Origin of the sequence: Mycobacteroides franklinii (assembly GCF_002013895.1) — a bacterium.
GTDB lineage: Bacteria > Actinomycetota > Actinomycetes > Mycobacteriales > Mycobacteriaceae > Mycobacterium > Mycobacterium franklinii.
The window spans coordinates 159,514-180,243 of sequence record NZ_MAFQ01000006.1; the positions used below are offsets into that span (position 1 = coordinate 159,514).

9 protein-coding genes are annotated in these 20,730 nt (G+C 65.6%); 1 reads left to right on the forward strand and 8 read right to left on the reverse strand.

The window, feature by feature from the left end; translation table 11 throughout:
- From B4393_RS10615 to B4393_RS10650, 8 genes are all read right to left on the reverse strand, one after another.
- The gene (locus B4393_RS10615; protein ID WP_078334425.1) at positions 1 to 387 is read right to left on the reverse strand and encodes a MarR family winged helix-turn-helix transcriptional regulator; all 387 of its coding nucleotides are present in this window, start codon (positions 385 to 387) and stop codon (positions 1 to 3) included.
- Positions 388 to 415: 28 nt separating this feature from the next.
- Positions 416 to 1,828 (reverse strand): DHA2 family efflux MFS transporter permease subunit, encoded by a 1,413-nt coding sequence (locus tag B4393_RS10620; protein WP_078334130.1) that lies wholly within the window; start codon positions 1,826 to 1,828, stop codon positions 416 to 418.
- Between the two features lie 96 nt (positions 1,829 to 1,924).
- Positions 1,925 to 3,202 (reverse strand): citrate synthase, encoded by a 1,278-nt coding sequence (locus B4393_RS10625; RefSeq protein ID WP_070936900.1) that lies wholly within the window; start codon positions 3,200 to 3,202, stop codon positions 1,925 to 1,927.
- A gap of 78 nt (positions 3,203 to 3,280) precedes the next feature.
- Positions 3,281 to 4,036 carry a DJ-1/PfpI family protein gene (locus tag B4393_RS10630; protein ID WP_078334131.1) on the reverse strand — a complete coding sequence of 252 codons (756 nt, stop codon included), beginning with the start codon at positions 4,034 to 4,036 and terminating at the stop codon, positions 3,281 to 3,283.
- A gap of 20 nt (positions 4,037 to 4,056) precedes the next feature.
- Positions 4,057 to 5,034, reverse strand: coding sequence for a GlxA family transcriptional regulator (locus tag B4393_RS10635; RefSeq protein ID WP_078334132.1), 978 nt, complete (start codon positions 5,032 to 5,034; stop codon positions 4,057 to 4,059).
- A 62-nt stretch (positions 5,035 to 5,096) separates the two neighbouring features.
- A complete protein-coding gene (locus B4393_RS10640; RefSeq protein ID WP_078334133.1) occupies positions 5,097 to 6,473 on the reverse strand; it encodes a DUF2252 domain-containing protein in 1,377 nt (458 codons plus the stop codon).
- A 9-nt stretch (positions 6,474 to 6,482) separates the two neighbouring features.
- The gene (locus B4393_RS10645; RefSeq protein WP_109558321.1) at positions 6,483 to 7,736 is read right to left on the reverse strand and encodes an MFS transporter; all 1,254 of its coding nucleotides are present in this window, start codon (positions 7,734 to 7,736) and stop codon (positions 6,483 to 6,485) included.
- A gap of 102 nt (positions 7,737 to 7,838) precedes the next feature.
- Complete coding sequence (locus B4393_RS10650) at positions 7,839 to 18,992, reverse strand: type I polyketide synthase (RefSeq protein ID WP_078334135.1); 11,154 nt, start codon at positions 18,990 to 18,992, stop codon at positions 7,839 to 7,841.
- A gap of 299 nt (positions 18,993 to 19,291) precedes the next feature.
- On the opposite strand from B4393_RS10650, the gene B4393_RS10655 reads away from it, so the two are divergent.
- Complete coding sequence (locus B4393_RS10655) at positions 19,292 to 20,713, forward strand: condensation domain-containing protein (RefSeq protein ID WP_078334426.1); 1,422 nt, start codon at positions 19,292 to 19,294, stop codon at positions 20,711 to 20,713.
- Positions 20,714 to 20,730 lie beyond the last annotated feature (17 nt).

Sequence of the window (20,730 nt, forward strand, 5' to 3'; positions counted from 1 at the left end):
TCAGGGGCGTGCGCCGGTCACCTTCTGCAGGATGACGTGCAGAGACCGCAGCTCCGTCTCGTCGAGCATGGTCAGTGCGGTCGGCGCCGGATCGTCGAGGTCGGCGATGACAGCCATGAGCTGCCGGCCCTCGTCGGTCAACGACACCCGCTTGCACCGGCGGTTGTCCGGGTCGACGCGGCGCACCACCAACCCGCGCTGTTCCAGATCACTCACCGCCACCGTGGCCGCCGGGGCGTCCAGCGATGTGGCCTCGGCAATCCCCTTCATCGTCATGGACTGCCGGACAAGCCTTCTCAGAATGCGCACCCTACTGAAGGGAAGTCCGGTCTCCTCGACCACCGTCCGTCGCCAGCTGTCACGATTGTCGAGCACCAGGCTGGCCATGGCGCGCCACACCTCGTCCGCGAGCGGTCTATCCGACACGACAAACCTCCCGCGTTGGGGTGCCCTCGATGAGCGGCGCGAGGCGTTGGGCAGACCGTACCGCGGCGGGCGAAGTGGACACCATACCCAGGGTAGCGATGAGCAGTCCCAGCCCGGCGCACATGAACCACAGCGCAGGTGCACCGATCGAACCGCAGAGCGCCACACCGATACTCACCCCGATCTGGCGGCTCGTGGACGTGACCGCGGAGGCCGCGCCCGCACGGTCCAGCGGCATACCGCTGACGGCGGCATTGGTGATCGGCGCATTCACCATGGCGAACCCGGCGCCGAAAATAGCGAACGTCAGCAGGAGCTCCCAGATGGGCGTGGTCACCGAGACTCGGGTCAGGAGCATCGACGCGGTGAAGAACAAGGTACCCGCCACCAACAGTGAGGGCCTCGCACCGAACCGGCCCACCAGGCGGCCCGAGATGGGTGAGAACACCAGTGCCCCAACGGCGATCGGGAGATAGACCAACCCCGTGTGCATCGCGGAGAAGTGTCGCTGCCCCTGCAGGTACAGCGACATCGTGAACAGGAAAGCACTCCACGCCATGCAGGCACATATCGCCGTGAGAGTGGCCGAAGCGAACGGGATGCTCCGGAAGAAGCGCAGGTCGATGAAGGGGTGTCGCCGCCGGGATTCGTATCTGAGGAACACCGCGAATGCCGACAGTGCGACAACCAGGACGGCGAGCAGGCGGGGCGTCGCCCATCCCAGCGACGGTCCTTCGATGAGGGCGAACACGATGCCGAACAGGAAGAGCACCGCCAGCGCCTGCCCCACCGGGTCGATGTCACGCATGGTGGCCGACTTGCTCTCCGGCACAAAGATCGCCGTCAGCGTGAAGGCGAGCACACATACCGGCAGATTGATCCAGAAGACGGCGCGCCAGCCCACCCATTCGATCAGCAGTCCACCGACTATCGGGCCCAACGCCATCGATATCCCGACGACGGCGCCCCAAAACCCAAGCGCCCTAGCGCGTTCCACGCGGCCGGTAAACACCTGCGAAATGATCGATAGCGCAACCGGGTTCAGCATCGAGCCGCCCACCGCCTGCAGCAGGCGCGCGGCGATGAGCAACCCGACAGTGGGGGCCAGGCTGCAGAGCAGCGAGCCGATCGCGAAGATCGAAAGACCGATGTGGAAGACCTTGCGGCGCCCGAGGCGATCCCCCGCAGCGCCCGAGAGCATCAGCAGCGAGGCCAGGCCAAGGGTATAGATGTCGATGACCCATTGCAGCTGAGAAGTGGTGGCACCGAAATCGGACCGAATGGTCGGCAGCGCCACGTTCACGATGGTGGAGTCCATCGACACGATGAGCAGACTCAGGCAGCAAGACCCCAAGATCACGATCTTGCGGCGCTCGCTCAATGCACCGACGGTCGCTTCCACACAACCATTGTGAAACTACAACTGTTAGCGATGCAAACTGATTTACATCACACTGTCAGATGTCAGCCGACGTGCGGTCGGCAGAGATCAAGGGGATCAGGGGTACTGACGCTCGCCGTAGCCGGTGTAGATCTGCCGCGGGCGGCCGATCTTGCCGGGCTCCGAATGCATTTCACGCCAGTGCGCGATCCAGCCGGGCAGGCGGCCCAACGCGAACAGCACAGTGAACATGCGTGTCGGGAAGCCGATGGCCCGGTAGATCAGACCGGTGTAGAAGTCGACGTTCGGGTACAGCTTGCGCTCGACGAAGTAATCGTCGGTGAGCGCGGCTTCCTCGAGCGCCTTGGCGATCTCGAGCAGCTGGTCGTCGCCGCCGAGCTTGCCGAGGATCTTGTCGGCCTGTTCCTTACAGATCCGGGCACGCGGGTCGTAGTTCTTGTAGACGCGGTGCCCGAAGCCCATGAGCTTGACACCGTCTTCGCGGTTCTTGACCCGCCGAACGAAGTCGTGGGTGTCGCCGCCCTCGGAGCGGATGCGCTCCAGCATCTCCAGCACCGCCTGATTGGCGCCGCCGTGCAGCGGGCCCCACAGTGCGTTGATGCCGCCGGACACGGAGGTGAACAGGTTGGCGTCAGAGGAACCGACCAACCGCACCGTCGAGGTGGAGCAGTTCTGCTCGTGATCGGCATGCAGGATCAGCAGCATGTCGAGCGCCCGCACGATCTCCGGGTCCACCTCGTACGGCTCGGCGGGCAGACCAAAGGTCATCCGCAGGAAGTTCTCAACAAGCGTCAGCGTGTTGTCCGGGTACAGGAACGGCTGCCCCACCGACTTCTTGTAGGCGTAGGCCGCAATCGTCGGCAGCTTCGCCAGCAAGCGGATCGTGGACAGCTCGACCTGTGCGTCGTCATGCGGGTCCAGCGAGTCCTGGTAGTAGGCGCTGAGCGCGTTCGCGGCACTGGACAGCACCGGCATGGGGTGCGCGTTGCGCGGGAAACCATCGAAGAATCGCTTCAGGTCCTCGTGCAGCAACGTGTGGCGCTGGATCTTGGTGGTGAAGTCCTCCAGCTGCTGCGGTGTGGGCAGCTCGCCGTAGATGAGCAGGTAGCTCACCTCGATGAAGGTGGACTTGTCGGCCAGCTGCTCGATCGGATAACCGCGATAGCGCAGGATGCCGGCGTCGCCGTCGATGTAGGTGATGGCGCTCTTCGTCGAGGCGGTATTGACGAAGCCTGCATCGAAGGTGGTGTAACCGGTATCAGCCAGCAGCTTGCCCAGCGCGAAGCCATCAGAGCCTTCTGTCGCGCGGACGATGTCCAGCTTGGTTTCGCCTCCGGGGTACTGGAGAGTAGCGAAATCGTTGTTGTCGGCCACAGGCATCCCTTCTGAGGTTCAGCGGCTCCATGAGAACGTTCATAGAGAAGGTAGTCGCTCCCTCTATGCGGCGCCTGGTCAGGGTCGAGAACGCAGACCAAACAGCCGCCGGCCCTCGCCCCTGGTGCGCACAGCGTCGAGCGCACGGTCCCAGGCCAGCAGCGCCGCGGAGGCCATCACCGTCGGCCGGAACGTGTCTTTGGCCAGGGAAGCTGTCGCCCTGGCCTTGGTCACCGCGCTCGCTTTGGACATGTGTCCCGAGTCGAATGGCGGCTGCGGGTCGTACTCGATACTCAGCTGAATCGCTTTGGCCTCCTCCTCCCCCGCGATCTGCCCGGCCAGCCACAGGCCCAGATCGATACCCGCGGACACCCCGGCCGCGGTGACCACGCCCGCATGACCGGTGCGCACGATGCGCTCGTCACCGACCGGAGTCGCACCGAACGCCTTGAGCGCCGGCAATGTCGACCAGTGCGAGGTGGCCCGTTGCCCCTCGAGCAGACCCGCCGCCGCCAGCACCAGCGAACCGCTGCACACCGAGGTGGTCCAGGTCGCCGTGGGATGCACCCGGCGCAACCACTCCAGCAGTTCCTCATCGCGCGCGGCCATCGTCGTTCCCGGCCCTCCAGGCACCAGGACGACATCGGGCGCGGGAGTCTCGTCGAACGAATGCGTGGCACCGATGACGAGCACGCCCGAATCGGCGGTGATGGGCCCCGGCTTGTGCCACACGAACCGCACCTCGGCACCGGGCATGAAACGCAAGACCTCATACGGGCCGATGAAATCCAGTGCGGTGAAATCCGGGTACAGCACGATCGCGATCTGTGTCATGCGGGAAGTCTTGCGGGAAGTCATAAGGAAACCCTTTCGGTTCGTTGGAAGGTCTTGCGATACTGGTCGGGCGATACGCCCATGCGTCGAACGAAGTTGCGGCGCAAGGATTCCGCCGATCCAAATCCGCAGCGGTCCGCGATCACCACCATGGTGTCGTCGGTCTCCTCGAGCTGGCGGCGCGCGGCCTCGGACCGGACGCGCTCCACATAAGCCGATGGCGCCTCGCCAACCTCCGCGGTGAAAACCCGGGTGAAATGCCGCGGGCTCATCGCGGCCAGCCGGGCCAGCTCGGGCACTCGGTGCGACCCACCGGGCGCCGCCTCGATGGCCTCCTGCACGTCCCGGATCGGCATCCGCTTGGCCCGCGGCATCCACACCGGTGCCGCGAATTGCGACTGTCCACCGGGACGGCGCAGATACAGGACGAGCATGCGCGCCACAGCCTGCGCCACATCCGCGCCGTAGTCGTCCTCGACCAATGCCAGCGCCAGATCGATACCCGCGGTGACACCCGCCGCCGTCCACACCTTCTCCGAGCTGCGCAGGAAAATCGGGTCGGGATCCACGGTGATGCTGGGAAACTCGGTCGCGAGCGTCTCAGCCATCGCCCAATGTGTGGTCGCCCGGCATCCATCGAGCAAGCCGGCCTGGGCGGCCAGGAACGCGCCGTTGCATACGCTCACCACCCGGCGCGCGGACCGCGCGGTGGCGCGAATCCACGCCACGAGAGCAGCGTCTCGCCGCGCGGCCGCGACCCCGCCGCCGCCGGGTAGCAGCAAGGTGTCGCATCCCGCAGAGGCATCCGGCAATGGACCGGTGATCAATCCGAGGCCCGAGCCGGTGCTGACCGGTGTGCCCCCGGCCGACACCAGGGATATCTCGTAACCGGGTTTCCCGGTCACGAAGTCCGACGCCTGCGCGAACACCTCGTAAGGCCCCACCAGATCGAGGGCCTGCACTCCCGGAAATCCCAGGATCACCACCGAGCGCGTCACATCTCCCAGTGTTCGCCCGCTGGGCAATGGCGTCCAGGTCGGGTATCCCACAAATTAGGACATCAGGATTTGGGCAGCCACTCCTCATCCGTGGCCGCGAGCAGTCGCTCGTGATCGACGCGATTGCGCCGCGCGTAGGCCTCGGCGAAATCCGCGAACGCCGTATCCGCGGCATTGGGATCCGATCCCGCGCCGAGGTACCCGGCCACCACTCCCGGCACACCCGACTGAGCGTGCGCGCGCGCCAGCGCGATCGCGCACAACGACCCATAGAGCAGAAGGTCGTCAGGGTCGGTCAGGCTGCCGATATCCACCGAGCCCTTCATGTCACGGAACTGTCGGACGTAAAAACTGCCACGCGTCTGCGAGGACACGTAGCCCAAAAAGGGATCACCGCTGGCCTGCATGATGCGCTGACCGGCCACCACCCGGCGCCCGGGCTCCAGCTTCAGCTCCTGCGGGAAGTACGCCTCGACCACCGAGGCAGACGCCTCCTTGAGCTGCAGAAACAGCGGACCGCCGTCGGCATCGGTGAGCAACGCCAGATAGCAACGGGTGCCCACACTTCCCACGCCGACCACCCGCACCACGGCGTCCTCGAACTGATGGCAGGCCAGGACCGACACCACATCCTCGGGGACCGAGCCGAAGTAATCGCCGACCATGGCGGCGGCCTCCGACAGGCCCACCTCCGGGACGTGCACCGCGATGTCTTCCTGCTCGACGATCCGGTGGTGGCCGTCGACGGTGGTGAAGGTCAGCTTCTTCAGCGCCCGTCGCGATGTGTTCTTGGTGGCCTTCGACACCGTCTCGGTGGCCAGCCGCGACGCGCTCTTGGACAGGCGCGCGGCCAGCTCCATCACCTCGTCGGCTGTCGTCTTGAGGTAGAAGCGCTCGAGGGTCGAAAGCTGCGCCAGCTCATTCATGCGATTGCGGTAGGCCGTCGCGGTCTTGACGGCCGCCGAACGCACCACGTCCTTCGGCATGCCGAGGTCATCACCGAGGATCGCCACACTGGTCACCAGACGTTTGACATCCCACTCCCACGGACCGACAGCCGTCTCGTCGAAGTCGTTCACGTCGAACAACAGCAAGCGGTCACGAGCGGCGAAGAGCCCGAAGTTGGAGATGTGTGCGTCACCGCAGATCTGGATGTGGACGCCGGTGGTCGCCGTGTGCGCCAGATCGGCCGCCATCACCGCGGCGGCCCCGCGATAGAACGCCAACGGCGACTCGGACATGCGTTGCCGCCGAACCGGCACCAGGGAGGCGATCCTGGATCGGTTCTGTGCGGCGAGCACCGCGATCGGATCTCGCTGCGGCCCGTCCGGAATTTCCGCGAGGCTGCGACGTGGCATGCGCTCACGCAGTCCGCGACCGACAGCAAGCTGCTGTTCCCGCGGAAACCGTCGGAGGTCCTCGACCGTCGGGGTATCCATGCCGTAAATCTATTGCGGGTCGAGCTGCGCTTCAGCGGAAGTCCGGAACCGCACGAACACCGGCACCAGCAGCGCCGCGACGATCACCCCGACCACTACGAGGGCGCCACCACCGGCAGCGGCCGCGGTCGTCCCCACGGCAGCTGCGGCGGCGCCGTGCGCAAAGTCCGCCACCCGCGGTCCCCCGGCCACCACCACCGTGAACACACCCTGAAGCCTGCCCCGCACATCATCGGTCGCTACCGATTGCAGGATCGTCGTGCGGAAGGCCGCCGAGACCATGTCCGCGATGCCGCCGATCACCAGGAAAAGCAACGACAGCCACAGCAGCGGCGCGTGCGCGGTGAGGCCGAAACCCACCATCGCCAACCCCCACACCACGATGCTGATCACCACCGCGAAGCCCTGACGATCGATCCGGTGGAACCAGCCGGAGAACACCCCGCCGATCACCGCACCCACCGATATCGCCGCCGACAACAACGCGATCACGGTGCCCCCGTCGGGGGGATCGCCGAATCCCTCGTGCGCGATCTGCGGGAACAGGATGCGTGGCATCCCGAAGATCATGGCGATGAGATCCACCACAAACGACATCAGCACGATCTTGTGCCCTGCCAGATACCGGAAGCCCTCCAGCACGTCCTGAAGGCCGGAGGCGTTGGCGCGCAGATCCTTTGACACACCCGTCGGCGGCATCTTGTGCAGCCGTATCGTCGCCCAGATCGGCGCCACGCAGGCGATCGCGTCGATCAGGTACAGCGTGGACAGGTCCACCCACTTGAGCAGCACCCCCGCCAGCAGCGGCCCCGCGATGAAGCCGAACTGCTGCACCGTCATATTGAGCGCATTCGCCGCCGGCAGCTGATCGAGCGGAAGCATGCGCGGAATCGCCGCGGCACGGGTCGGCGAATTGACCGCGAAAAACCCCTGCTGCACCGACAACAGGCACAACACCACCCACACGTTGTTCACCGACAACGCGGCCTGCAGCCACAACAGCACCGAGGAGACGCCCAGCCCGGTCGCGGTGATGATCAGCAGGGTCCGCCGATCCATCCGGTCGGCAAGCGCGCCGCCCCACAGGCCGAAGATCACCAACGGCACCAGTCCGAAAACACCCGTCAGTCCGACGTATGCCGAGCTCTGGGTGAGCGCGTAGATCTGCACGGGCACCGCGAAAAGGGTCAGCCCCGCACCGATGACCGTGACCACTCCGGCCAGCCAGAGACGGCGGAAATCAGCATTCCGAAGAGGCGTGATGTCTGCGAAAAAACGTCTCAGACCGCACCCGCTCCACTCGTTACCGGCTTGTCAGGCACCCGCGGTGCCCCGGGTAGCTAACTTACCCGGGGCACCGCCGGTTCACTCCTTCGCCTCGGATACTGCGTCAGATGGCTCGGGTGTGGCATCCGGCGCAGCCGCGTCCGACTCAGCCCCGGCGGACTCCGCAGCGGGTTGTGCCTCCTGCGGCGCCGCCTCGGATTCCGCGTCGGGCAGCTGACCCACGAGGTACTCGGCGAGCCCTCCGATGGTCGGGTAGTCGAAAACCGCCGTCGCGTTGATGGTGAACTTGCCGCCGAACTGGCTGTGCAGACGGTTGCGCAGTTCGATCGCCATCAGCGAGTCCGTGCCCAGATCCAGGAACCGACTCGTCGCGGCCGGCGGCTGCGCCAGGCGCAGGAAGTTCTGCACCTCACGCTGAAGGAACTCGGTCACGAAACCGGCTCGTTGCGGCACCGGGATCTCCATCAGCTGCTTGAGCAGCTCGCTGTCGCCGGTCACCTCGCCGACGGCACTCGGCAACACCAAGTCCAGGATCGGCGGGCGAGAACTGCCCAGCACCTTGGCGGCCCGCTGCCAGTTCGCCTTGAGGATGGTGGCCTGACCGGTTCCGTTCGCGATCACCTCGGCAAGTGCCGCGAGCGCCGCCGACGGATCCAGCAGAATCAGACCCTGCGCACTGATGTTCGCGGTCGCCGCCTCCGAGGAGGCCATCCCGCCCTGACCCCAGGGACCGAAGTTGATACCCGTGGCCGGCAGACCTTGCGCCCGTCGCTGCGCGATGAGGCCGTCGAGCAGTGCATTGGCGGTCGCGTAGTTGGACTGACCGGGTGAACCGAACAGACTGGACACCGAGGAGGAGACGATGAAGAAGTCCAGCTCGTCGCCCTTGGTCAACCGATCCAGATACTCGGCACCGAAGGCCTTGGGCGCCAACGTCGTCCGGAACCGCTCCACGCTCTGCTGACCCAGTAGCGCATCATCGAGCACACCGGCCAAATGCGCGACACCGGCCAGCGGTGGCAGCTCGGCGCGGATCCGCTCCAGCAGCGTGGCAACCTCGGACTCCTCACCGACATCGGCGGTGAAGACGTGGATGCGGGTCTTGGAACGCTCGGTGATCTCCTCGATCACCCGCTGCGCGTCGGTATCTGGCGCGCGCCTGCTGGTCAACACGATGTCACCGGCACCGAGCTGAGCCAGATAGCCCGCCGTGTGCAGACCGATCGCACCGAGACCACCGGTGATCAGGTAGGTCCGATCCGGCCGCGGTGCAAGCGGATTCGGCATCTGGCAGACGATCTTGCCGATATGCCGGGCCTGCTGCATGCGCCGGAACGCCGCTCTAGCCTCCGTCAGCGGGTAGATCTCGGCAGGCAGTGGTGTCCACTCCCCCTTGGCCAGCCCCTCCGACACCTCGGTGAGCAAGGTGCGGATGCGGTCCGGCTCTTGGAACATCACCGTGTCCAACGCGACGATCTCGTAGGCGATATCGGGTCGAGCCTGCGCCATCTGCTCCGCAGTCCAGATATCGCGCTTGGCGATCTCGGCGAAACGGCCGTTCTTGCCGGTGGCTCGCAGCGTCGCCTCGATGAAGCCCTCACTGGTCAGGCTGTTGAGCACCACGTCCACACCGGCACCGTCGGTGTCCGCCAGGATCTGATCGGCGAAATCGGTTGTGCGCGAATCGTAGACGTACTTGACACCGAGCTTGCGCAGGGTCGCCCGCTTGAAGGTGCTGGCCGTGGCGAACACCTCGGCCCCGAACTGTTGGGCCATCTGGATGGCCGCCAGCCCGACGCCACCGCTGGCAGCGTGGATCAGCACCTTGTCGCCCGGCTTGAGCTGCGCCCAGTCGAATGACAGCCGCACCGTCAGTGCGGCGGCGGGAATCGTGGCGGCCTCGACCCCACTGATCCCGTCCGGAATCGGTGCCAGGAACTGGGCCGGCACGTTGAACCGGCTGCCGAAGGCACCCTGCATGGAGCCGTAGACCCGCTGGCCCACTTCGACTCCGGTGGCACCCTCGCCCAATTGCGTGACGATACCGGCGAAGTCACCACCGATAGGTCCGGGGTCACCCGGGTACAGACCCAGCACGTTGAGCACGTCACGGAAGTTGAGGCCCGCGGCCTCTACCCGCACCTGCACGTAGCCCTCGTCCGGCGCCGGGACTTCCTTTTCGGTGATCCGCAGGTTGTCGATGGCACCGCGTTCGGTGGGCGCCAGCACGTAATCGCTACCGCGCGGCACCGTCAGATGCCCGGTGCGCGACCACGGCAGCAATCGGGAAGCGAGCAGCTTGCCCTGCCGCACAGCGATTTCCGGCTCCGCCGGCTCGTGTCCGGGAGTGACCAACAGATTCACCAGCGCCTGCACGGCCTCGGGTGAGCCGTCACCGTCGACGAGCCTGGCGCGCAGCGCCGGTTCCTCGTTGATCGTGGTGCGCCCGAATCCCCACAGCGACGCCTGCACCGGATCGACCGGCTCGCCGGACTCGGTGGCCACGGCCCGCTCGGTGACGATCCAGAGACCATCCGGGAGCTTCACGCCGTTTTGGGAACCGTTCTGCACCGTGTGCACGGCACTGAGCAGGTTGGCGATCTCCGTTTCGAGGCGAGCGGCGGCATCGGCCGTCGACTCCTGCGCACTCGGTCCGGCCGCGCGCCAGACGACACCGGAGAACGGCACACCGCGCCCCTTGGCCTGTTCCAGCACCTGCCCGAGCAGTTCCGAATCGGTCGTGCGGTCAAACGGGATGCAGCCCGGCACCTTGGCGGCAAGCTCGTCGAACCCGGCGATCAGCCAGGTGCCGCTTGCATTTTCGGCTTCGACTATGCCTTCTACAGAAGGCGGAACCGGAACCTCATGCCAGCCAAGGGTGTACAGCAGACGCGTGGCATCGCCACCGAGCCCGCGCAGCAGCGCCTCGCGCGGCGCACGCTTGACGGTGAACTCGCGAATCCCGCCCAGGTGACGGCCATCGCGATCCAGATAATCCAGATCGAAGACCTGCGTCTCGCTGTCCAGTGGGCTCTCGTGCCAGCGTGCCCGGCAGTAGAAGCGCCGAGGCATCTTCTCCTTCAACGTCACCTGTCCGTACCGCAGCGGCAGGAACAGATCGTTGACTCCCTGCTCGGCGGCGAGCAGGGCGGGGAATGCCGGGAAGGCGACACCGGTGCACAGGTCCATCAGGACCGGGTGCATCGGCTCGGAACCCAGCTGCTCGGCGAGCTCTTCGCCGACGAGGACATCGCCGATCGCCTCGCCCTCACCGAGCCACAACGACTTCAGAGAACCAGACCAGGTTGGGCCCCAAGCCAATTCCAGATCGGCAAAGATCTCGAAGAGCTCCATCGGACGCATGCGTTCCATGCGCTCGATGGCCGCATCAACCGGCTCTACCGGCTCAGCAGTCTCAGACGTCGGCTCTGCGTCTTCACTGATCCCGGTGACGACGGTGCCTTCGGCGTTCAGCGACCAGTCGACATCGCGTTCACCGTAGGGACGGCTGTGCACCTGGAATGTGGACCCGCTGCCATCCTCCAGCGGATGCAGTGTCAACTGCACCTCACGAGAGCTCTTCTCCGGCAAGATGATCGGCTCGTAGAAGAACACATCCTTGGCCCGTGCCGGAGTGCCGACCGCGGCCAGGGCCATCGCGGCATAGGTCGCGCCGGGGACGACGACGGTGCCGTAGATGACGTGGTCGGACAGCCACGGCTGCGACCTGACCGACAACCGGCTGATGTACACGGAATCGCCGGACGCGAGGTCCTCGCCTCTGCCGAGGATGCCGGCAGATGCTCCGCCCCCGCCTTCGATGGCGGAACCGGACGACTTCGGCCAGAAGCGGCGGCGCTGGAATGGATAGGTCGGCAATTCCAACGTCCGGCGGGGCCGATGTTGCAGCGCGGCGAAATTGGGTCGATGGCCGCCGACATATGCCGACCCAAGCGCTTCGGCGATCTGACGGCGGTCGTCAACACCCTTGCGCAGCGACACAATTGCCCGCGGAGCGGCCAGGTGCTCCGGCCAGACCTGCACCGCGGCACCGGTCAGCACCGGCTGCGGGCCGATCTCCATCAACACCGAGCATCCCAGCGCGGCGACGGTGCGCACGCTTTCCGCGAACTGCACCGGCTGGCGGGAATGCCGACGCCAGTACTGAGCGTCGATCGGGGTCTGCGCCGTCAGCACCGCACCCGTGCGGTTGCACACCAGCGGCAGCGTCGGGGTGGCGAACTGCACCTGCCCCGCGTACGACTCGAATTCGTCGAGGACCGGGTCCAACAACTCCGAGTGGAAGGCATGACTGGTCTCCAGCCACGTGCAGCGAATCCCCTCTTCCTGGAATCGGGCGACCGCCTGCTCCAGGTCCTCGCCCGGACCCGAGAGCACGGTGTTCGGTCCGTTGTAGGCACCGACCGACACGTGCGGGAACTCGCCGGCGACCTGCTCGACGTGCTTGGCGTCGCTGAACACCGCCACCATGCGCCCACCCGCGGGCAGGCTGCCGAACAACCGGCCGCGCTCGGCCATCAGTCGCGCGCCGTCCTCGATGCTGAACACTCCGGCCACGCATGCGGCCGCGTACTGGCCGACGCTGTGCCCCAGCACCACATCGGGCTCAATGCCCCATGACTGCCACAGCCGGGCCAGGCCCATCTCGACGGCGAAGATCGCGGGCTGCGCGAACGACGTGTGCCGCAACACCTTCCCTGCTTCGCCGCCGGTCTCGCGATCGGTGGCGAACATGACCTCGAGCAGCGGACGGTCCACGATGTCCTTGACTGCTTCCGCGCACCGCGTCACGGTCTCGGCGAAAACCGGTTCTGCGTCGAACAACTCACGCGCCATGCCGGGGTACTGACTGCCTTGCCCGGTGAACAGCCATGCGGTTGTCGGGTGGTTCGTGTGCTCACCACGAACGACACCCGGGCGCAGACGGTTCTGGACCAGCTCTGCCAGCCCCTCACGCGCGGCCTGTACCGAATCCACGACCAGCGCGGCGCGATGTTCGAAGTGCGACCGACCGCGTCCGGCGGTAAGGCAGACATCGGCGAGGTCGACATCCGGATTGGCCGTCAGCCAGGACTCGTAACGCTGCGCCACCGCCAGGAGTGCCTCCGGTGACCGTGCGGACAGCGGGAGCACGCCCACCTGGGCGGCCTGAGATTCCGGCACGTCCGTGGTGTCGGCGTCACCCTCGAGCAACGCTGCCTGCGGCTGCGGTGCCTCCTCGATAAGTACGTGCGCGTTGGTACCGGTGAATCCGAAGGAACTCACCCCGGCGCGCCGCGGCCTGCCGGCCGCTTCCCACGGAATCGCCTTGTCCACCACCCGCACGGGCAGCGACTCCCACGGGATGTGCGGCGACGGATTGTCGAAGTGCAGGCTCTGCGGCAGCACCCCGTTCTGCAGTGACAGCACCACCTTGATGAGGCCTGCTGCGCCGGAGGCCGATTCGGTGTGACCGATATTGGATTTCACCGACCCCATCAGCAGCGGCCGGTCCGCATCGCGCGAACCGCCATACGCTGCCGCGGCCGCCTGCACCTCAATCGGATCACCCAGCGGGGTGCCTGTTCCATGCGCCTCGAGGTAGTCGACATCGCCGCCAACCAGACCGGCGCGCGCCAGCACGGTACCGATGAGCCGTTGCTGCGCACCACCATTGGGAACGGTCAACCCACTGGACGCACCGTCCTGGTTCACCGCGCTGCCAGGAATCACCGCGAGGACCCGGTCGCCATCGCGCTCGGCATCGCTCAATCGCTTGAGCACCAGAATTCCGCAGCCTTCGCTACGCACGTAGCCGTCGGCGGAGGAGTCAAAGGTCTTGCAGCGCCCGACGGGCGACAACATCCTGGCGCGTGAAGCGGCGATGGTCGTCACCGGACTCAACAGCACGTTCACACCGCCGGCCAGCGCCAAATCGCAATCACCGGAATGCAGGGCCTGGACGGCCTGATGCACGGCAACCAACGCCGAGCTGCACGCGGTATCGACCGCGACCGCCGGTCCCTCGAATCCCATCGCGAAGGCAACGCGCCCGGAGATCGCGTTGAGTGCGTTGCCGGTGATGAAGTAGGGCTCGATCTTGTCGATCGATTCCGACGAGAGCAGGTGGGCGTATTCGTTGGCGCCCACCCCGGCGAAGATGCCGGTTCGGCTGCCGCGCAATGCGGCCGGCGCGTATCCGGCTCTTTCCAGGCCCTCCCATACGGTTTCGAGCATCAGTCGCTGCTGCGGCTCGATCCAGACTGCTTCACGTGGGGAGATGCCGAAGAACTCCGGATCGAATCCGTCGATGCCGTCGAGGAATCCGCCGAAACGCGTGTACGTCTTACCGGCGACCTCCGGATCCGGGTCGTAGAACTCGTCGATATCGAAGCGGTCCTCGGGGACTTCCCTGATCACATCGACGCCGCCGGACAGCACCTCCCAGAAGGCCTCCGGATCGGGTGCACCGGGGAACCGGCAGGACACCGCGACGATCGCGATCGGCTCGTCGGTGCGTGTTGTCGCTGCCGTCCGTTGCGGCGCCGACTTGGCCTGCTCATTGAGGCCGAGCACGTCACCGAGCAGATAGTCGGCAACATCGGAGATGCGGGGATGATCCATCACCAGGGTGACCGGAATCTCCTTGCCCACACCCTGTTCCATGCGACGCCGCAGTTCGACGGCCATCAGCGAATCCATGCCGAGGTCGAAGAATCCCGCGTCCTCGCGGATCTCGGACACGTCCACGCGAGTCACCTCGGCGACCGAGTCACGCAAGTAGTCGGTCAGCAGCTTCTTGCGCTGCTGAACGGGAGCGTTCGTGAGTCGCTCGACCAACTGCGTCGTGCCCGACTGCGTACCCGTGGCCGACGCAGCGAGATGCGACGGTACCTCTCGCTCCAACTCGGCCAGGAATGCTCGCCTCCCCGCCTGCTGGTAGAGCGGCAGGAAGCGGGCCCAGTCGATACGCGCAACGACACCCTGTGCCCCACCGTTCGATGAAGAAGCCGCCACGATGTCGGCCAGACCGGCCAGTGCATCGGCAGGCGACAACGTCTTAATCCCGCGCTGCTCCAGTCGCGCACGGGATTCCGCGTCAGCCATGCCCGCCGACCAGGGACCGAAGTTGACGCTGGTTCCGGCGATACCCTGCTCGCGCAGACGCCAGGCCAGCCCGTCGAGGAAGGCATTCGCCGCGCTGTAGGCGGTCTGACCGTAACCACCCCACACCGAGGCGATGGAGGAGGTGTTGATGAAGAAGTCAAGCTTCAGGCCAGCCGCGGCTTCACTCAAATGCCAAGCGCCCCAAACCTTACCGGCGAAGACGCGGTCCAGTTCGGCTTGCTGAGATGGACCATCGAGGTCGCTCAGCGGGGTGGTGCCGATCTCGCCCGCAGCGTGAACGATGCCCGCCAATGGCGGCAGCTCGGCCTGCACACCCGCCAACAGACGTGCGACATCGTGCGCGTCGGCGACATCGGCGGTGACGACCCGGACATCGCAGCCGTGCTGGGCGCCGAGGGCGTCGATGCGCTGCTGCGCGGACTCACTGGGCTCGCGCCGGCTCGTCAGCACCAGATGCTTGGCACCACGACCGGCCAGGTACCCGGCGATCTCAAGCCCGATAGAGCCCAGCCCGCCGGTAACCAAATATGTTGCATCGCTGCGCACTTCCAGCGGCTTGCCGCTTGGCGCTTCCTCCCGCCGAACCAGTCGGGGAACGTAGACCCCTTGACCGCGCAGTGCGATCTGGTCTTCCCTGGCGGCCGCGTCGCCCGATACGGAGACCCGGCTGATGAACTGCGACCATTCGTCGGCACTGGCATCGGACAGGTCGGCGAGTCCGCCCCATACCTGCGGAAGTTCCAGTGCCGCAGCGCGACCGAATCCCCACAGCGCAGTCTGCTCCGGAGCCACGGTGTCCGTGTCGGTGGTGCGCTGCGCACCCTGGGTAACCACCCAGATGGGCGCGCGCAGTTCCGCGGCAGCCGCGCCGCGGAAGAGCCGCCGTGTTCCGTTCAGAATCTGGTGCTGGATCCGCAGCAAGGACTGCGTCGAAGAACTTGCCTTGCCGCCATCCAGGGCCGCGACATGCACAATGCGTAGCGTCTGCCCCTGCTCCGAGGCACCCGATGCCGCCGCGCGCAGCGCCTCCACCAGCTGCGCCTCGTCGGCGTCCGATACCGGCAATGCGAGGGTCTGGTGCTGCTGTCCGCGCGCGCTCAGCACGTCGGCCAACCGCTGAGCCGCGCCCGCCGCATCGCCGACCAGGAGCCAGGTGACGCTGCCGGCCGCTTCCGAACCGGACAGCGGTGTCGGCGACTTCTCCCAGCGGAATTGGTAGCGGTCGTCCGCGATGGACTGGGTGTTTCGCTGCTGGTTATGTTGTGCCGCAAGCTTTGTCAGCACAGTCAGGGTCTGCTGGTCGCCACCGGCTCCGCCGAGTAGGTTCGCGAGTTCCTCGATCTTCCCGTCCTCGAGCAGCCGGACGGCTTGGGTGCGCGGACCACTGGTGTTCTGTTGCTGATTGGGGCTATCCCGATTGTCGCGATACCAGTACTGGCGATGCTCGAACGGATAGGTGGGTAGGTCGAGCTTTTGTGCGTGCCCATGCTGGAAGGCGCCGAATTTGGGCAGGTAGCCCAACACGTACGCGTCGGCGGCAGCCTCGGTGATCTGCCGGTGGTCCGCGGTGTTCCGGCGCAGGGATGCGATCGCCCGCGGAGCGGTGGCCGGGTCCGGCCATGCGCGCAGGGCTGCTGCGGTGAGCACCGGCTGCGGGCCGATCTCGAGCAGCACCTTGCAGTTCATGTCGGCGAGCGTGCGCACACTCTTGGCGAATTCCACCGGCTGACGCGCGTGGCGACGCCAGTAGGCGCCATCGAGTTTCACGCTTCTACCCAGCGCGGTGCCGGTCCGATTGTCGATCAGAATCCGTTGCGGGGTCTTGTAATTGAACTGACTCGCGTAGGACTCGAACTCGTCCAGGATCGGGTCCAGCAGTGCCGAGTGGAACGCGTGACTGGTCTCCAGAAAATCGCAGCGGATACCGTCGGCCACCAGGCGCGCCACCGCCTTCTCCAAATCCTGTGCAGGACCCGACAATACGGTGTTAGCACCGTTGTAGGCAGCTACCGACAGACTGGGAAACTCGTCCGTCAGGCTCTCGGCGCGTACGGCGTCGGTGAACACCGCGGCCATCCGGCCACCCGCAGGCAAGCTGCCGAACAGTCGGCCGCGCTCGGCGATCAGCCGCGCACCGTCCTCGAGACTGAACACGTCCGCAACACAGGCCGCCGAATACTGGCCGACGCTGTGCCCCAGCACCACGTCGGGCTCGAATCCCCACGACTGCCAGAGCCGGGCCAGACCCATCTCCACTGCGAACAAGGCGGGCTGGGCGTATGACGTCTGCCGCAACGTCTCCTCGGCCTCGGGTCCATCCGTATCGAAAATAACATCCAGCAAAGGCTTTTCGAGAACGTCGGCCACGGCAGCGGCGCACCGATCCACAGTTTCAGCGAATACGGGCTCGGTGTCGTACAACTCTCGGGCCATGCCGGGGTACTGGCTACCCTGACCGGTGAACAGCCAGGCCGTCTTCGGCGTGTCATGCGATTCTCCACGCCCCAACCCGGGCGCGGGGCGATCGTCTGCGACGGCACCGAGCAACTCGACGGCGGCTTCGCGCGAATTCACCACCAACGCGGCGCGGTGCTCCAAATGCGCTCGTCCCACTCCGGCGGTGAGGCACAGATCGGCCAACGTGGCCTCGGGGTGCTCGCTCAACCAGTTGCGGTATCGATCAGCGATCTGCACCAACGCCGCGGGCGTACGTGCCGAAAGCGGCAGGATGCTGTATTTCCGACCGCCGGTGACGGCGGGCGCATCGACAGATTCCGGAGTCGCGGCCGGAGCTTCTTCCAGGATGACGTGCGCGTTGGTGCCGGCGAATCCGAACGAGCTGACACCCGCGATACGTGGCCGCCCGTTGCGTTCCCAGGGAGTGGCCTCCTTGACGATCTCCACCGGCAGCCGGTCCCACGGGATGTGCGGCGACGGGTTCTCGAAGTTGCGGTGTTGCGGCAGTAGCTCGTTCTCGAGCGACAGGATGACCTTGATGACACCCGCGATACCCGCGGCCGCCTCCAGATGCCCGATGTTCGTTTTCGCCGAACCGATCAACAGCGGATCGTTCGCCTCGCGGCCGATGCCGTACGCAGCGCCGGCGGCCTGCGCTTCGATCGGGTCGCCCAGCGATGTCCCCGTGCCGTGCGCCTCCAGGTATCCGACCTCGCTTGGTGTGACACCCGCACGCTTGAGCGCATCGGCGATAACACGCTGCTGAGCAATGCCGTTGGGCACCGTCAACCCGCCCGATGCGCCATCCTGGTTAATCGCACTGCCGCGAATAACGGCGCGGATCCGATCGCCGTCACGGATGGCATCCTCAAGTCGCTTGATGACGATGACGCCGGAACCCTCGCCGCGCACGTAGCCATCGGCTGCCGCGTCGAAGGTCTTGCACTTACCGTCGGGCGCGAGCATGTGCGCGTGCGAGAAGGTGATCATCGTCGCCGGTGTCAGCAGGACATTCGCCCCACCCGCCAGCGCAAGATCGCACTCGCCGAGCTGAAGTGCTTGGCACGCTTGATGAATTGCTACCAGCGACGAGCTGCACGCAGTATCGACGGCAACCGACGGACCCTGCAGCCCCAGCCGGTAGCTGATCCGGCCAGCCGCCGCGGCATTCGATGTACCGATGGCCATATAGGCCTCGATCTCGGGATACGTCAGCTCGTCGGACGCCATCCCAAGGTAGTCGTGAGTAGCCAGGCCGACGAATACACCGCTATTAGTCTCAGCCAAATCCGTTGGGGCGATTCCGGAATGCTCCACCGCGCGCCACGCAGTCTCCAGCAAAAGCCGGTGCTGCGGATCCATCAGCCTGACCTCACGCGTCGACATACCGAAGAACGGCGCGTCAAATCCCGTCACATCGTCGACGAACCCGGCGCGCCGGGTGACGACCTTGCCGGGAGCACCCGGCTCCGGATCGAAGAATTCGTCGGCATCCCACCGGTCGGCGGGCACTTCGGATATCGCGTCCCGGCCCTCTCGCAACACATCCCAAAATTCGTCCGCGTCCGCAGCCCCGGGAAAGCGTGCCGCATAACCGATGATGGCAAAGCGTGGGGTTGATTCGATCGGTGTATCAGCGGATTGCATGCTGTGGCCTCCTTGCGTCGGCGGGTGAGAGAGTGGTCCTCGACGTCTTCGGGCGAGCATGTGACTCGGGACATCGACGGGTGCGAACGCGACTCTAGCCGAACAAGTATCGTGCGCACTGTTGTTCCCAAATTTCATAGTTCCTAGGACAGTCAGTTCTAGTTATTACCGGTATGCCATGTGGCGCATGGGGTTTCCGGGGTTCGGTTGACTGGCGACCATGCCGCCAAACCGAGGGTATGTTGGGCCAGCGATGAGACATGCCGGAGCGGGGCCGGCCGAGCGAGAGGGACGGCGTTTTGCGCATTGGCACGATAACGGTTGGGGCACTTGATGAATGGACGTTGAGTCCGGGCTCGGTCACCTCCTGGCACCCCACCCCGACAGCCGCCGAGAAAGCCCGGCAGGCTCCTGTGAGTTCGGTGCCAGTCAGCTACATGCAGACCCAGCATCTTCGTAATTACTACGAACGCAACACCGCCGGACAGAACTTTTCCCGCCAGATCATCGCCAGCTGTGACGTTCCTGGGAATTGTGACATCGCCGCTATGGACCATGCCCTGAACACCTATCTGCGCCGGCATGACACCTTCCGCAGCTGGTTCGAGCGCACCGACGATGGAGAGTTCATCAGGCACTCCATCGGCGATCCCGGTGAGATCGAATTCGCGCCTGTAACGCAAGGGCATATGTCTGTCGATGAGATACGTAGTCATGTCATCGACATACCGAGTCCACTGGAATGGGGGTGCTTCACCTTTGGAATCATCCAGAGCGAGAACCACTTCACGTTCTTCGCCGCCATGGATCACGTGCACGGCGACGCGACGTTGATCGGCACCACCATGATGGAAGCCAACGGAATGTACTCCGCGTTGAGCGGAGGTGGCCAGCCCCTCACGCTTCCCGATGCCGGCAGCTTCGATGACTTCTGTACTCGCGAAAGGGAATTCACGTCGGCGTTGACCCTGGACTCGCCGGGCGTACAGGCGTGGGTCGACTTTGCCGAGAACAACAACGGAACCTTCCCCGAGTTCCCGCTTCCGCTGGGTAACCCGTCGGAGTCCACCAACAGCACCATGACCTCATTGCTCCTGCTGGACCCGGAGCAGACGGATCGCTACGACTCCGCCTGTTCGGCAGCCGGCGCACGATTTGTCGGCGGGTTGTTCGCCTGCCTGGGTCTGGTCGAGCACGAATTCACCGGGGCGCTCACGTATTACGGGCTGACCCCGAGAGATTCCCGCACAGCTAGCGACAACTTCATGACGCAAGGCTGGTTTACCGGGCTGATCCCGATCACCGTCCCGATCGCGGCAACCTCATTCAACGACGCCGCCTACGCAGCGCAGACCGCTTTCGATTCCAGCCTGGACATGGCCCGAGTGCCGTACTACCGGGTGCTGGAACTGGCGCCGTGGTTGAAATGGCCGCAGCCGAACTTTCCGGTGTCGAACTTCTTCCACGGTGGCGCCGCGCCGCTCAACGCGATCCTCGCGGCGGGCGAGCTGGGCCTGGCCAACAACATCGGGATATACCCGGACGGCCGGTTCTCCTACCAGCTGACCATCTACATATTCCGGTACGGCGAGGGCACGGCGATGGCGATCATGCATCCCGACAATCCGATCGCCGAAAAGTCAGCCCTGCGCTACATGGAGGCAATGAAGTCGGTGTGCGTGCGCGTCGCTGACACCGGCCACTGGGGACGCGTCGCGTAGCTTGGCGACATCAGAGT